General features: G+C 70.2%; 16 protein-coding genes (1 of these 16 only partly in view). 5 read left to right on the forward strand and 11 right to left on the reverse strand.

Annotated elements, in window-relative coordinates:
* The 4 genes from BM145_RS04460 to hisS form a co-directional block, all read right to left on the reverse strand.
* Nucleotides 1–398 carry the beginning of a DUF4167 domain-containing protein gene (locus BM145_RS04460; protein WP_093331837.1) on the reverse strand. It extends 508 nt beyond the left edge of the window, so 398 of the gene's 906 nt are visible here — the first part of the coding sequence; its start codon is at nt 396–398; its stop codon lies beyond the left edge, outside the window.
* 212 nt (nt 399–610) lie between these two features.
* Complete coding sequence (gene prmC / locus BM145_RS04465; protein ID WP_245739069.1) at nt 611–1,447, reverse strand: peptide chain release factor N(5)-glutamine methyltransferase; 837 nt, start codon at nt 1,445–1,447, stop codon at nt 611–613.
* A 124-nt stretch (nt 1,448–1,571) separates the two neighbouring features.
* Complete coding sequence (gene prfA / locus BM145_RS04470; RefSeq protein WP_093331840.1) at nt 1,572–2,648, reverse strand: peptide chain release factor 1; 1,077 nt, start codon at nt 2,646–2,648, stop codon at nt 1,572–1,574.
* Nucleotides 2,645–3,889, reverse strand: a complete 1,245-nt coding sequence (gene hisS / locus BM145_RS04475; RefSeq protein WP_093331844.1) for a histidine--tRNA ligase — start codon at nt 3,887–3,889, stop codon at nt 2,645–2,647. The genes prfA and hisS overlap by 4 nt, the downstream gene beginning before the upstream one ends.
* Nucleotides 3,890–3,940: 51 nt before the next feature.
* On the opposite strand from hisS, the gene BM145_RS04480 reads away from it, so the two are divergent.
* The 3 genes from BM145_RS04480 (at nt 3,941) to ppa (ending at nt 7,202) form a co-directional block, all read left to right on the forward strand.
* Nucleotides 3,941–4,588 (forward strand): DUF1345 domain-containing protein, encoded by a 648-nt coding sequence (locus BM145_RS04480; protein WP_093331846.1) that lies wholly within the window; start codon nt 3,941–3,943, stop codon nt 4,586–4,588.
* 90 nt (nt 4,589–4,678) lie between these two features.
* Nucleotides 4,679–6,601, forward strand: a complete 1,923-nt coding sequence (locus BM145_RS04485; protein WP_093331849.1) for a M61 family metallopeptidase — start codon at nt 4,679–4,681, stop codon at nt 6,599–6,601.
* A 19-nt stretch (nt 6,602–6,620) separates the two neighbouring features.
* Nucleotides 6,621–7,202 (forward strand): inorganic diphosphatase, encoded by a 582-nt coding sequence (gene ppa, locus BM145_RS04490; RefSeq protein ID WP_093331851.1) that lies wholly within the window; start codon nt 6,621–6,623, stop codon nt 7,200–7,202.
* Between the two features lie 67 nt (nt 7,203–7,269).
* On the opposite strand, the gene BM145_RS04495 is transcribed toward ppa, so the two are convergent.
* From BM145_RS04495 to ispG, 5 genes are read right to left on the reverse strand one after another with little or no spacing between them, the layout of a single operon-like run.
* The gene (locus BM145_RS04495; RefSeq protein WP_093331854.1) at nt 7,270–7,740 is read right to left on the reverse strand and encodes a GNAT family N-acetyltransferase; all 471 of its coding nucleotides are present in this window, start codon (nt 7,738–7,740) and stop codon (nt 7,270–7,272) included.
* A complete protein-coding gene (locus BM145_RS04500; protein ID WP_093331857.1) occupies nt 7,737–8,633 on the reverse strand; it encodes a DMT family transporter in 897 nt (298 codons plus the stop codon). Before BM145_RS04500 ends, BM145_RS04495 begins: the two co-directional genes overlap by 4 nt.
* A complete protein-coding gene (locus tag BM145_RS04505) occupies nt 8,630–9,010 on the reverse strand; it encodes a PIN domain-containing protein (protein WP_093331859.1) in 381 nt (126 codons plus the stop codon). Before BM145_RS04505 ends, BM145_RS04500 begins: the two co-directional genes overlap by 4 nt.
* A gap of 2 nt (nt 9,011–9,012) precedes the next feature.
* The gene (locus BM145_RS04510) at nt 9,013–9,258 is read right to left on the reverse strand and encodes an AbrB/MazE/SpoVT family DNA-binding domain-containing protein (protein ID WP_093331862.1); all 246 of its coding nucleotides are present in this window, start codon (nt 9,256–9,258) and stop codon (nt 9,013–9,015) included.
* A gap of 36 nt (nt 9,259–9,294) precedes the next feature.
* Complete coding sequence (gene ispG / locus BM145_RS04515; RefSeq protein ID WP_093331864.1) at nt 9,295–10,419, reverse strand: flavodoxin-dependent (E)-4-hydroxy-3-methylbut-2-enyl-diphosphate synthase; 1,125 nt, start codon at nt 10,417–10,419, stop codon at nt 9,295–9,297.
* Nucleotides 10,420–10,495: 76 nt separating this feature from the next.
* Between ispG and BM145_RS04520 the strand changes: the two genes are divergently transcribed.
* Both BM145_RS04520 and BM145_RS04525 read left to right on the forward strand, forming a co-directional pair.
* Nucleotides 10,496–11,422: an isoaspartyl peptidase/L-asparaginase family protein gene (locus BM145_RS04520; protein ID WP_093331867.1), complete on the forward strand. Its 927-nt coding sequence runs from the start codon at nt 10,496–10,498 to the stop codon at nt 11,420–11,422.
* Nucleotides 11,419–12,276 carry a S1/P1 nuclease gene (locus tag BM145_RS04525; RefSeq protein WP_093331870.1) on the forward strand — a complete coding sequence of 286 codons (858 nt, stop codon included), beginning with the start codon at nt 11,419–11,421 and terminating at the stop codon, nt 12,274–12,276. Before BM145_RS04520 ends, BM145_RS04525 begins: the two co-directional genes overlap by 4 nt.
* Nucleotides 12,277–12,390: 114 nt before the next feature.
* On the opposite strand, the gene BM145_RS04530 is transcribed toward BM145_RS04525, so the two are convergent.
* Both BM145_RS04530 and BM145_RS04535 read right to left on the reverse strand, forming a co-directional pair.
* Entirely contained in the window at nt 12,391–14,223 is a 1,833-nt protein-coding gene (locus BM145_RS04530; protein ID WP_093331872.1) for an acetyl/propionyl/methylcrotonyl-CoA carboxylase subunit alpha, read from the reverse strand.
* Entirely contained in the window at nt 14,220–14,618 is a 399-nt protein-coding gene (locus BM145_RS04535; protein WP_245739070.1) for an endonuclease domain-containing protein, read from the reverse strand. The genes BM145_RS04530 and BM145_RS04535 overlap by 4 nt, the downstream gene beginning before the upstream one ends.
* Nucleotides 14,619–14,682 lie beyond the last annotated feature (64 nt).

Consider the following 14,682-nt stretch of genomic DNA (forward strand, 5'->3'; position numbering starts at 1 on the left):
CCGCGCTCCTGCCGCTCGACGCGCTGGTCGCCCTGCTGCTCGCCGGCATGGATCGGCTCGCCCTCGTCGCCGTAATCCTCGTCGCCGGCATCGTCGAAGTCCTGCTGCTGACGACGCGGCTGCTGCTCCTCGAAGCGGCCGCGCTGGTCGGCGAGCACGCGGAAATAATGATCGGCGAACTGGAGATAGTATTCGGTGTTGACGCGGTCGCCCTGGCGCTGCGCGTCGGACGCGAGATTCTTGTACTTCTCCAGCAGCTGGCTGGCGTTGCCGCGCGAGCGGCTGTCGATCCGGTTGCCGTTGTCGCCGCGTCCCTGGCCACCCTGGCGCGGCCCGTTGCCGCCGCCACCATTGTTGTTGCGACCGCGACGCCGTCCGGCCTGCCGATTGTTGATCAAGCTGTTCGTCCTTTAGCCAAACGCACATGGGCTCCCGGGTACACCCCGCGCGACGTCTCGCGCCGTTTGCCAGAACCGCCGGATCGCAGCGATGTCGTGACTGTGGGTGTGGGTGGCCGCCCGGCTGCTCGCCGGATGCCAGGCCCCGGCCATCGTCATAGCGACCGGCAAGGCAGCCCGACAAGCGAAATATGACGCGCGCGCGCCGCTCGTCAAGTCGCCAGCAGGACACGCGGCCGTCCGCCGAGGTCGCGGTGCTCGGCCACGGCGAAGCCCTGTTCGGCGAGCAAGGCGCCGACCGCCCGTCCCTGCGTCCAGCCGATCTCCAGCAGCACCGCGCCGCCGGGCGCGAGCAGGCGACGCAGGTCGGGGATCAGCCGGCGATAATCCGCCAACCCGTCGCCGCCGGCATAGAGGGCGGAGGGCGGCTCGTGCGCCGACACCTCCCGCGGCAGCGCCTCGTCGGTGGCGATGTAGGGCGGATTGGCAACGATGCAGTCGAAACGGCCGGCGAGCGCGGTAGCCCAGTTGCCCCGGACGAAGACGGCGCGAGAACCGAACGGCGCCGCGTTGGCCGTCGCCCAGCCGAGCGCCTCGGCCGATCGGTCGACACCCAGTCCTCTCGTTTCCGGCCATTCCGCGAGCAAAGCGAGCAGCAAGGTACCCGGGCCGGTGCCGAGGTCGAGCAGCGTCGCGGGGTGGCGATCGGCGAAATGGGCGAGCGCGGCCTCGACCAGCGTCTCGCTGTCCGCGCGCGGCACCAAGGCGCCGGGCCCGACCTGGAGGTCGAGCGTCCAGAACCCCCGCGTGCCGGTGATGTAGGCGACCGGTTCGTGGCGGGCACGGCGCTCGACCAGCGCGGCGAAGGTGGCAGGGATGGTCCAGCGCTCGGGATCGAGCAACAGCGCCTGCCGCTCGATCCCGAGCGCGTGGGCGAGCAAGAGTTCGGCGTCGAGCCGCGGCGTGGCGGAAAAGGCGAACCGGGCTGCGGCAACCGACAGGGCGTGGTGGACGGCGATCATCTCGTAGCCAGGGTCCGTGGCAGGCATCAGCGGCCCACCAATAGCGTCATGCCGGGCTCGTCCCGGCATCCAGAACCAAGCACCGCTGCGTTCGTGATCCTGGTTGCCGGGACGAGCCCGGCATGACGGTCGTAAAGATCGTCCGCCTCGATCAACCTTCCAGGCTCGCCAGCCGCTCCGCCTCGTCCTCGGCGATCAACGCGCCGGTCAGCTCGCCCATCTCGCCCTCCAATATTTCCGGCAGGCGGTGGAGCGTCAGGTTGATCCGGTGATCGGTTACCCGTCCCTGCGGGAAGTTGTACGTCCGGATGCGCTCGGACCGGTCGCCCGAGCCGACCATCGCCTTGCGCGTGCCCGACCGTTCGGAGGCGAGCCGCTCGCGTTCGGCCTCGTAGAGGCGGGTCCGCAGCACCTTCAGCGCCTTGGCCTTGTTCTTGTGCTGCGACTTCTCGTCCTGCTGGATGACGACCAGGCCGGTCGGCAGATGGGTGATGCGCACCGCCGAATCCGTGGTGTTGACCGACTGCCCCCCCGGCCCCGACGAGCGGTACACGTCGATCCGCAGGTCACGTGCCTCGTCGATCTTGACGTCGACCTCCTCCGCCTCGGGCAGCACCGCGACGGTGGCGGCGGAGGTGTGGATGCGGCCGCCCGCCTCGGTCGCGGGCACGCGCTGCACGCGGTGGACGCCGCTCTCGAACTTCAACTTGGCAAACACGCCCTGGCCCGTGACGGAGGCGACCACCTCCTTGAACCCGCCCGCGTCCGACGAGGAGGAGGAGATCAGCTCGACCCGCCAGCCCTGCCCTTCGGCGAACCGCTGGTACATGCGGAACAGGTCGCCCGCGAACAGCGCCGCCTCGTCACCGCCGGTGCCGGCGCGGATCTCCAGCATCGCCGCGCGCTCGTCGGCGGCGTCGCGCGGCAGCAGGGCGAGCGCCAGCCGGTGGTGCGCGGCGTCGAGCGCGGCCTTGTTGGCGTGCAGCTCCTCGGCCGCCATCGCGCGCAGTTCCTCGTCGCCGTCCTCGGCCATGAAGGCGAGGCTCTCGGCCTCCTGGCGCAAGCGGCGGACCTCACTCGCGGCGGCGGCGACGGGTTCCAGCTCGGCATATTCCTTCGACACCGCGACGAACCGGTCGCCGGGCAGGTCACCGGTCGCCATCAACGCGGACAGCTCGTCACGCCGCGCCTCGATCGCGCGGATGCGGTCGGGGGAGATGGGGGTCATGAGAAATCGAACGCCGCTAGGGCACGGCGCATCTCGTTCTCCCGCTCGGGGGGCCAATTGAGGTTGCGGAACGTCGTCGTCGGCTCCCCACCACGCCGGCTGAACGACATGATCGCGCCCGGACGCATCTTCATTGCCCGATCATACCGCTTCTTGGGATTACCGGTCACGAACGCCTCCGCCGCGATATGCGCGCGTCGAAGGGCAACAACGTGTGCCCGGACCTGGGCGTCGAACTCGGCGTCCTCGGCCACGATCGCGATGAGCGGCGTCGCCACTGGCGGCTCGGCGCTCAGCATCGCCAGCCGCTCGACCCCCGCCGCCCAGCCGACGCCCGCTGTCGCCGGCCCGCCCAGGCTCTCGATCAGCCCGTCGTACCGCCCACCGGCCAGCACGGTCCCCTGCGCGCCGAGCCGGTCGGTGACGAACTCGAACGCGGTGTGGCGGTAGTAATCCAGTCCGCGGACCAGCCGCGGGTTGCGCGTCCACGCCACGCCCGCCGCGTCGAGCCCGGCGGTTACCGCGTCGAAGAACGCCCGCGCCTCCGGCGTCAGGAACGCGTCAATATCGGGTGCCGAGTCCGCCGCCGGGCGGTCGCGCGGGTCCTTCGAATCGAGAATGCGCAGCGGGTTTTTCGCCAACCGGTTCAGGCTGTCCTCCGACAGCTCGCCGCGAAAGCCATCGAAATGGTCGACCAGCGCCTGCCGCCACGCGTCGCGCGTCGCCTGATCGCCCAGCGTGTTGAGCTGCAAGGTGACCCCCTCGATCCCCAATTCGCGCAGCAACTGGTCCGCCAGCACCAGCAGCTCGACATCAGCGGCGGGCTCGGGCGCGCCGATCACCTCGGCGTCGATCTGGTGGAACTGGCGATACCGCCCCTTCTGCGGCCGCTCGTAACGGAACACCGGGCCGGAAGTGGCGAGCTTCAGCGGCGCATATTGCTGCCACCCCTCGGTTAGGAACGCGCGCGCCAGGCCGGCGGTGAACTCCGGCCGCAGCGTCAGGCTGTCGCCGCCGCGATCGGGGAACGTGTACATCTCCTTCGACACCACGTCGGTGGTCTCACCGATCGAGCGGGCGAACACCTCGGTCGCCTCGAACACCGGGATGTCGACCCGCTGGAAGCAGTAGAGCGCCCGCACCCGCTCGAACGTGGCGAGGACGTACGCGAAGCGGCGCTGCTCGTCGCCGAAGATGTCCTGCGTGCCGCGCACGCGATGGGGGGTCTGGATACGGGCCATTTCGGGCGGACATCTAGGCGAGCCGACGCCGCCGCGCTAGCACCCCGCCACATGGACGAGCGACGCTGGTGGGGATTGGGAAGCAAGGTCGCGCCGCCGCGCTTCGTGCTGTTCGTGGCGGTGCTCGCCGCCGGCCTGCCGGTGCTGATCGCGCTGCTCGGTCGCGAACGCGGGATCATGGCGGCGTTCGACGTCGCCGCGCTCGTCTTCCTCGTGGCGGTGTCGACGCTGTTCGGCCACGGCGACGCGGCACGGATGCGCGCCGCGGCGCGCGACAACGACGCCTACCGGGCGACGCTGCTCGGCTTCACCGCGACGACGACGCTGGTCATCCTGGTCGCGGTGGCGGGCGAGCTGCAGGGGCGCCACGACGCCTGGTCGCTGGCGCTGGTGGTGGCGACGCTGGTGCTCGCCTGGCTGTTCTCCAACACCGTCTGGGCGCTCCACTACGCGCACGTCTTCTACCTGGCGGACGGCGAGGGAAAGGATGCGGGCGGGCTCGACTTTCCCGGCTGCCGCACGCCCGATTACTGGGACTTCCTGTATTTCAGCCTGACGCTCGGCATGACCTTCCAGACCTCCGACGTGACGATCACCGCGCGCGGACTCCGCCGCGTGGTACTGGGCCACAGCCTCGCGGCCTTCGTGTTCAACCTCGGCGTGCTCGCCTTCACCGTCAACGTCATCGGCGGTGGGTGAGCGGAAGGACGTGGCGCCGACCAGCCAAAGGACTGGACGGCTGTCGTTTCGTCTCGCTACACCCCGCCCTTTCCTAGCCGAAGGACGTCCATGCGCCGCCTGCTTCTCGTCAGTTCGCTCCTCGCCTCTTCCGCCGTCGTGGCGCAGGTGCCCGCCGGCAACTCCGCGCCGCAGCCGGTGCCGATCGTCGACACCATCCCCCCGGCGGTCGACCGGCCCTATCCCGGCGTCATCAAGCTCGACGTCGACGCCACGGATACCGAGCGCGGGATCTTCCTGGTCAAGGAGACGATCCCCGTCGCGAAGACCGGCGACGTGGCGCTGCTCTTCCCCAAATGGCTGCCGGGCACCCACGCGCCGCGCGGCGAGATCGAGAAGGTGGCGGGGCTCGTCGTTCGCGCGAACGGCCGCGTGCTGCCGTGGACGCGCGACACCCTGGACGTCTACGCCTTCCACGTCGACGTGCCCGCGGGCGCCAAGCAGCTGGACGTCGAGTTCCAGTTCCTGTCGGCGACCAGGCCCGATCAGGGTCGCGTGGTCGCCACGCCCCGGATGATCTCGCTCCAGCCCAACTCGGTCAGCCTGTATCCGGCGGGCTATTTCACCCGGCAGATCCCGATCCAGATGAACGTCAAGTTCCCCGCCGGCTGGACCGCGGCGGGCGCGGTGCCGGCGCGCGCGACGCAGGGGGCGGGCGGCGCGACCTACGCCTATCAGCAGACCAATTACGAGGTGCTGGTCGACTCGCCGATCCTCGCCGGCCGCTACGGCAAGACGTGGCCGCTGTCCTCGCGCGTCGACCTCGCCGTCTTCGCCGACGATCCCAAGGAATTGGCCGCGACACCGGAGCAGATCGCCGCGCACCAGCGGCTGGTCGAGCAGGCGGTGAAGACCTTCGGCGCGCAGCATTACGACCATTACGTGTTCCTGCTGTCGATCACCGACGACCTCGGCGGGATCGGGCTGGAGCATCACCGCTCGTCGGAGAACGGGGTCGATCCTGGCTATTTCATCGATTGGGAAAACTCGGTTACCCGGCGCAACCTGCTGCCGCACGAATTCAGCCACTCCTGGGACGGCAAGTTCCGCCGCGGCGCGGAGCTGTGGACGCCCGATTATCGCATGCCGATGCGCGACCACTCGCTTTGGGTGTACGAGGGGCAGACGCAGTTCTGGGGCTACGTCCTCCAGGCGCGCTCGGGACTGGTGTCGAAGCAGGACACGCTCGACGCCTATGCCGCGATCCTGGCGGTGTACGACACGTCGCAGGGGCGCCAGTGGCGGCCGCTGATCGACACCACCAACGATCCGATCATCTCCGCCCGCCGCCCCAAGGGCTGGCCGAGCTGGCAGCGGTCGGAGGACTATTACAACCAGGGCCTGATGGTGTGGATGGAGGTCGACGCGATGCTGCGCCAGAAATCGGGCGGCACCAAGTCGATCGACGATTTCGCGAAGGCGTTCTTCGGCATCCGCGACGGCGACTGGGGCGAGGTGACCTACACCTTCGCCGACGTGGCGCAGACGCTGAACGCGATCGTGCCCTACGACTGGGCTGGCTTCCTCACCCAGCGGCTGACCGAGACGGGCAAGCCGGCGCCGATCAACGGCTTCGCGATGAACGGGTATAAGCTGGTCTACACCGACACGCCGACGAGCTATTTCACCAAGGCCGAGAAGAGCCGCGGCACCGACGCGAGCTACTCGGTCGGGCTGGTCGTCAACAAGGACGGCGTGGTGACCTCGTCGATCTGGGGCAGCCCGGCGTTCGCGGCGAAGATCGACGTCGGCACGACGATCGTCGGCGTCGGCGGCGAGGCTTATTCGGGCGACCGGCTGAAGGCGGCGATCGCCGCGGCGAAGGGCACCAAGGAGCCGATCAGGCTGCTGGTGAAGAACGCCGACCGGCTGCGCGACATCGCGATCGACTATCACGACGGCCCCCGCTATCCGCGCCTCCAGAAAACGGGGCAGGGCGACACCGGGCTCGACCGGTTGCTGACCGCCCGCTGACACCAACTAGGGAAGCATCATGCGCATCGACCTGATCCCGACGGGCAAGAACCCGCCGGAAGACCTCAACGTCATCATCGAGGTGCCGACCGGCGGCGAGCCGGTGAAGTACGAGTTCGACAAGGCGTCCGGCGCGCTGTTCGTCGATCGCATCCTCCACACGCCGATGCGGTATCCGGCGAATTACGGTTTCGTGCCGCACACCTTGTCGCCCGACGGCGACCCGCTCGACGCGCTGGTGATCGCGCGTTCGCCCTTTATCCCCGGCTGCGTCGTCCGCGCCCGGCCGATCGCGGTGCTGAACCTGGAAGACGAGGCCGGCGGCGACGAGAAGCTGGTCTGCGTGCCGGTGAACGACGTGTTCCCTTACTATTCGAACGTCGGCGGCCGCGACGACGTGCCGGAGATCGTCTTCGAGCAGATCGAGCACTTCTTCACCCACTACAAGGATCTGGAGAAGAAGAAGTGGGTCCGCGTCGGCAAATGGGGCGACGCCGCCGAGGCGCGGACCATCACGCTGGAGGCGATCGAGCGCTACGAGCAGGCCAAGAAGCAGGGCGAGGAGCCGCACGAGCAGGACGACGTCGCCGGCCGCGAGTGATGCCTCGGCGGCGGCGGGGCTCCCTCGCCGCCGCATGCCGCAACCGCCTTCGCGAGCGGACGCCGGCTCATCGTCCCGCCAGCCGCGTCAGCGCGGCGCCGTCGATCCGCTGCACCGTCCAGTCTTCCATGCCGACCGCGCCCATCGCGCGGTAGAAGGCGATCGCATCGGCGTTCCAGTCGAGCACCGACCATTCGAACCGGGCACAGCCGCGCTCCACCGCGAGCGCGGCGAGATGGCGGAGCAGCGCCTTGCCGATCCCCCGCCCTCGTGCCGCCGGGGTGACGTAGAGGTCTTCCAGGTACAGCCCGCGCCGTCCCGTCCAAGTCGAGAAATTGTGAAAGAACAGCGCGAAGCCGACGGCCGCACCGTCCGCTTCCGCGATCACCGCCTCGGCGGCGGGCCGCTCGCCGAACAGCGCGGCGGCGAGCATCGGCTCCGTCGCCTTCACCGCATCGGGCTCGCGCTCGAAAGCGGCGAGTTCGCGGACGAGGGCGAGGATGACGGGAACGTCGGCGGGCGTGGCGGCGCGGATCATGGCGCCGCCTGTAGCTCGGCCGTGGCAGCGATGTCGCGCTTCCTGGCGGCGAGAAGGCACGCGACGACGATGATCGCGGCGCCGACCAGCGTCCAGATCGTCACCCGCTCACCGAAGACCAGCCAGCCGAGCACCGCCGCGTAGAGGAACGACGTATACTCCGTGGTCGCGAGGAAGCCGGTGTCGCCATGCGCGTAGGCCCAGGCGAGAAGCGCGAGCGACCCGGTGGCGAGGCACGCGGCGACGACGATCCGCGGCCACAACGCCGCCTCCGGCAGCACCGCCAGCCAGGGCGCGGCAAGCGCGAGCAGCAGCGTGACGATGCCCGACTGGAAAAAGGCGATCTCTCCCGGTCCCGCCGCCTGCGCCTGCATCCGCGCCAGCACGAGATTGACCGCGTAGAGCAGCGCCGAGGCGAGGATCGCGGCCGCGCCGTCCATCCGCGCGCCGCCGAGATCCGCGCGGTCGCCGAGCAGCACGACCAGCACGCCGCCGAGCGCCGCGAACGAGCCGAGCACGACGCGCCCGCCGACCCGCTCGCCGAGCAACACCGCGCCGAGCAGCAGCGCGATCAGCGGCGCGATGTAGGAGAGCGTGATCGCCTGCGCCATCGGCACCCGCGCCAGCCCCCAGAAGAACAGCAGCGCCATCGCCGCGGTGACGCTGCCCCGCGCGAGATGGAGTCGGAACGTCCGTCCCCGCGGCCACCCCCCGCCGCTCCGCCGCCACAGCAGCGCGCCGAGCCCGGTCGAGATCGCGGTGCGCCAGAACAGCGCGTTGTAGACGCCGATCGCCAGCACCAGCGACTTCATGAACGCGTCCATGACCGAGAACAGCCCGATGCCGATCGCGGCCACGCCGAACGCGAGCGCGGGGGTGACCGGGCGGGTCAACGGATCAGGCGGATGTCATAACCCAGCGCCTCGCCCGCCGTCGCCATCCGGCGATCGCCGGTCAGGATCGGCAACGACCGTGAGCGGCCGAGCACGAGGCAGGCGCGATCGCCAAGCGAGATGCCCGAAGATCGTGTCGGTGCGCGCAGCTCGGCCGTCGCGCGAGCCGCAGTCAGATCAAAGGAAGCGATGTCGATCTCGAAACTCGCGATCGCACCCAGAATGTTGCTGATGTCAGCGCCTTGCTCCAGCCCTCGTGAGCAGCTTTCCGAAACATTGACGGCCGACATCACGCTACGACGCAGCTGCGGGATGACGATCTCTGCTCCAGGCTCGTCCAACAGCACGGCGAGCAACGCCGCCGCATCGATGACCACTGTCACTCCGCCGGCCAGTCGATACGGCGGTCGGCCAGGAACTGATCGACGCTGTAGTCGGGGCCGACTGCTGCACGAAAGGATCGTTGCGCGTCGCGCACGACCTGCTCGAACGTCCGGATGGTGAAGCCGCCATCACCATCACGTTTGAAGACGAGCGAGTCGCCATCCTTGATGCCGAACTCACGGCGTAGGTCGGCGGGAATGACGACCTTGCCGCCCGCGATCACCTTGGCATGATAAGTCATGAACGATCCTCCAGGTACCGAAGGATAACACGGGACCTACTCTGCCGCCACAGCCTCCGGCTCCGCCTTTGCCTCGATCTCCGCCGCCTTGGCTTCGACCAGGCGGACGATGTGGTCGATCATGCCCTCGTCCTGGACGTGGTGGTCGGTGACGCCGGAGAGGTAGACCATGTGGCGGCCGTTGCCGCCGCCGGTGATGCCGATATCGGTCTCGCGCGCTTCGCCGGGGCCGTTGACGACGCAGCCGAGCACCGACAGCGACATCGGCGTGCGGATATGCTGCAACCGCTCCTCCAGCGTCTGCACCGTGCGGATCACGTCGAAGCCCTGGCGCGCGCAGCTGGGGCAGCTGACCACGCGGACGCCGCGGTTGCGGATGCCGAGCGCCTTCAGCATCTCGAAGCCGACGCGGACCTCCTCCTCGGGCTCGGCCGACAGCGACACGCGGATCGTGTCGCCGATGCCGAACCACAGCAGGCTGCCGATGCCGATCGCCGACTTGACGGTGCCGCCGACGAAGCCGCCCGCCTCGGTGATGCCGAGATGAAGCGGACAGTCGACCTGCTCGGCGAGCTGCTGGTAGGCGGCGACCGCAAGGAACAGGTCGGATGCCTTCACCGCCACCTTGTACTCGTGGAAGTCGTGGTCCTGGAGCAGCTTGATATGGTCGAGCGCCGATTCGACCAGCGCGTCGGGGCACGGCTCGCCGTACTTCTCCAGCAGGTGCCGCTCCAGGCTGCCGCCGTTGACGCCGATGCGGATCGCGCAGCCGTTCGCCTTCGCGGCGCGGACGACCTCCGCCACGCGCTCGGACGAGCCGATGTTGCCGGGGTTGATGCGCAGGCACGCCGCGCCCGCGTCCGCCGCTTCCAGCGCGCGCTTGTAGTGGAAATGGATGTCGGCGACGATCGGCACGCGGGCGGCGCGGACGATCTGCTTTAACGCGGTCGTCGACGCCACGTCGGGGCAGGAGACGCGAACGATGTCCGCCCCCGCTTCCTCGCAGCGGCGGATCTGGTCGACCGTCGCGCGCACGTCGTCGGTAGGCGTGTTGGTCATTGTCTGCACGGTGACGGGCGCATCGCCGCCGACGGGAACGGAGCCGACCATGATCTGGCGGCAGGGGCGGCGCGCGATGTCGCGCCAGGGCCGGATGGACATGGCGCCCCCATACTCCTTTGTGGTGACAACAGGAAGTCGCTGGCGGCAGCGCACGCCCGCGGCTAGGGGCGCGGACATGAGCGACAGGACATGGACGCTGACCGTCCACGGCGGATCGGGACGGTTCGAACGCGGCATCATCCCGGCCGAGGCCGATGCGGGCGCACGGGCCGGGCTCGGCCGGGCGCTCGATGCGGGCAGCGCGGTGCTCGCCGCGGGCGGCACGGCGGTGGACGCGGTGCAGGCGGCGATCGAGGTGCTGGAGGACGATCCCCACTTCAACGCCGGCCGCGGCGCCGCGCTGTCGGGCGAGGGCCGGATCGAACTCGACGCCGCGATCATGGACGGGCGCGCCCGCGAGGCCGGATCGGTGGCGCAGGTGACGACGCCCAGACACCCGATCGCGCTCGCCCGCGCGGTGATGGACGAGGGCACCCACGTGATGCTCGCCGGCCCCGGTGCCGAGGCGTTCGCGGCGGCGCGCGGGGTCGAGGCGGCGGACGCGGGCTGGTTCGAGCTGCCCGAGCGGCGCCGCCAACTGGAGGAGCTGCTCGCGCGCGGGAACGACGCGTTCGACGTCGACATGAAGTACGGCACGGTCGGTGCGGTCGCGCGCGACGCCAACGGGCACGTCGCCGCGGCGACCTCGACCGGCGGCGTGACGGGCAAGCGCTGGGGGCGGATCGGCGATTCGCCGCTGATCGGCGCGGGCACCTGGGCCGACGACGCCTGTGCCGTCTCGGCGACGGGGGCCGGCGAGTATTTCGTCCGCGTCGGCGCGGGCCGGACGATCGCGGCGCGGGTGAAGATGCTCGGCGAATCGATCGGCACGGCGACCGACGCGGTGCTCGGCGAGATCGTCGCGCTCGGCGGCACCGGCGGGCTGATCGTGGTCGCGCCATCGGGCGAGACGGCGTGGCGCTTCTCCACCCCCGGCATGTACCGCGCGACCGCGTCGGCGGAAGGCGCGCGCGTGGTGGCGATCTACGGAGACGAGGAATGACACTGATCGCCCGCATCGGCGCGCTCGCCGCCGCGGCGCTGCTCGCGCAGCCCGCCTCGGCCTATTGGGAATACGGCCACCAGACGGTGGCGGCGATCGCCCTGGCCAATGTCAGGCCCGCCACCCGCGCCGCGATCGCGCGGGTGCTGAAGGCACAGGGCCGGCTGGGCACCCCCGAGTGCCCGGCGCGGACGATCGAGGAGGCGAGCGTCTGGCCCGACTGCGTCAAGCCGCTCAAGGATGCCGACGGCAAGTCGCGCTTCGGCTACGCGTACAGCTGGCATTATCAGAACGTGAACATCTGCACCCGCTTCGACCTGGAGCCCGCGTGCAAGGACGGCAACTGCGTCTCGGCGCAGATCGACCGGCAGGAGGCGATCCTCGCCGACCGCCGCGCCTCGCCGAAGGACCGGGTGATGGCACTCGCCTTCCTGGTCCACTTCGTCGGCGACCTTCACCAGCCGCTGCACGCGGGCGACAAGGCGGACAAGGGCGGCAACGACGCGCACGCGGATTACGGCATCTACTCGACGCCGCGGCTCAACCTGCACAGCATCTGGGACGGCCTCCTCGCCGAGCGCGCGATCTCGACGCCGCCGCCGCTGGTGCGGCGCTACCCGGCGGCCGAGCGGCGACGGTTGGCGGCAGGCACCGTCACCGACTGGAGCCGGGAAAGCTGGGCCGACGCGCGCGTCGCCTACGAGGCGGCGTACGGGCGCGATCCGTGCGGCGACGTGCCCGCGCGCGGAGCCTATGACGAGGCGACGATCGCGCGGCTGGTGCCGCTGGCGCGCGACGAGGTGGTGAAGGGTGGGCTGAGGTTGGCGCGGCTGCTCGACGAGGCGCTGGGGTAAACCATTACCGTTCGTGTCGAGCGACGTCGAGCGACCTTGCCATGAGCGACGCACGGGGTGTCTCGCCTTCGCTCGACACGAACGAAGGATGGGCGGAAAGATGGACGGCTTTCCCTAACCCTGCTCGATCCGCACCAGAACCTTGCCCTCGACCACCTGCCCGCCCGCAACCGCGGCGAGGTCGGCGACGTTGCCGTCGAACGGCGCGGTCATCACGTGCTCCATCTTCATCGCCTCCAGCACCAGCAGCCGGTCGCCCTTGGTCACCGCCTGCCCCTCCGCGACCTCGACCGAGAGGACGCGGCCGGGCATCGGCGACAGGATCGCGCCGTCCGCCGCGCCGCCGCCGCCCATGCCGTCGACGCGCCACGGCGTCATCCGCCAGACCTGCCCGCCCTCGGCGACGAGGACCGCGTCCTCGACCTGCTCGACGTCACTATCGGCTTCGGACAGGTCGACCTCGACCGGCTGGCCGTCGAGGAGGAAGCGAGCGGCCGTGCGCGGGGCTGCGTTGAGGCGGAAGCCGCCGGTCGAGCCGGCGAGCGCCGCGCCTGCATCGGCGAGCGCCTCGTCGCTGGGCAGCGCGGGGGGCATCAGCGCGTCGCCCTCGCGCGCGATCAGGCCGGTGTCGACCTCGCCCGCCACGAACGCGGGGTGGTCGAGCGCCTCGACCAGGAAACCGGCGTTGGTGCGGACGGGCCAGACGATCGCCTCGTCGAGCGCGTCGGCGAGCTGCTCGCGCGCGTTCTCGCGGGTGTCGCCATGGGCGATCAGCTTGGCGATCATCGGGTCGTAGAAGGGGGTGACCTCGCCGCCCTGGAGGACGCCGGTGTCGATGCGGACGGAGGTTCCGAGGTCGAACGCCTCGAGACGACCGATCGAGGGGAGGAAGCCCTTGGTCGGGTCCTCGGCGTAGAGCCGCGCCTCGATCGCCCAGCCGTCGATCACGAGCTGGTCCTGGCGGAGCGGCAGCGGCTCGCCTGAGGCGACGCGGAGCTGCCACTCCACCAAGTCCTGGCCGGTGATCGCCTCGGTGACGGGATGCTCGACCTGAAGGCGGGTGTTCATTTCCATGAACCAGATGCGGTCGGCGCGGAGGCCCTCGCTGGCGTCGGCGATGAACTCGATCGTGCCCGCGCCGACATAGTCGACCGCCTGCGCGGCCTTCACCGCGGCGGCGCAGACCGCGGCCCGCGTGCCCTCGTCCATGCCGGGCGCGGGCGCCTCCTCGATCACCTTCTGGTGGCGGCGCTGGAGCGAGCAGTCGCGCTCGAACAGGTGGACGACCTGGCCGTGCGTGTCGCCGAACACCTGCACCTCGATGTGGCGGGGCGAGAGGATGTACTTCTCGATCAGCACGCGGTCGTCGCCGAACGACGACGCGGCCTCGCGGCGGCACGAACCGAGCGCGTCGGCGAAATCCTCCGCGCGCTCGACCCGGCGCATGCCCTTGCCGCCGCCGCCCGCGACCGCCTTGATGAGGACGGGGTAGCCGATCGCGTCGGCCTCGCGCTGGAGGCGTTCGGGCGACTGGTCGTCGCCGAGATAACCGGGGGTGACGGGGACGCCGGCGGCGATCATCCGCGCCTTGGCCGCATCCTTCAGCCCCATCGCGCGGATCGACGCGGGCGCGGGGCCGACCCAGACGAGGCCGGCGGCGATCACGGCCTCGGCGAAGTCGGCGTTCTCCGACAGAAAGCCGTAACCGGGGTGGATCGCCTCGGCGCCGGTTTCCCGTGCAATCGCGATGATCCGCTCGCCGACCAGGTAGCTCTCACGCGCCGGCGACGGGCCGATGGGGACGGCCTGGTCGGCGAGGCGGACGTGCAGCGCGCTTGCGTCGGCGTCGGAGTAGACCGCGACGGTACGGATGCTGAGGCCGCGCGCGGTGCGGATGATGCGACAGGCGATCTCGCCACGATTGGCGATGAGGAGGGACTGGATCATGAGGGTTCCTGTTCCTCCCCGGAACGGGGAGGGGGACCGTCCGGCGTAGCCGGATGGTGGAGGGGCAGTCGCGCGCGAGCCGTCGCGACGATGTGGGTGACGACGGCGTCTAGGTCGCGGAAGACATCGGCAGCGGGGAGGCGGAGCGTCTCGATGCCGTGCAAGCGCAGCAGTGCGTCGCGCTTCTCGTCATACGCGGGTTGGTCGCCGCGGTCGTGTGCCTCGCCATCGACTTCGATGCAGAGCCGCGCAGGCGCACAGTAGAAGTCGAGCACGACGAAGCTGGCGGGGTGCTGCTTGCGAAACTTGAGGTCGCCAGGGCGGTCGCGGAGGGCGAGCCAGAGGCGGAGCTCCGCGGGGGACAGCTCTTTACGAAGTCGGCGCGCGCGGTGCACGGTTGCGCTGGGCGCTCTCAACAATGGGGCTGGCGCGCGTGGCTGCCCCTCCACCACCCGGCTT

The organism is Sphingomonas rubra (assembly GCF_900115745.1).
Taxonomy (GTDB): Bacteria; Pseudomonadota; Alphaproteobacteria; order Sphingomonadales; family Sphingomonadaceae; genus Sphingomonas; species Sphingomonas rubra.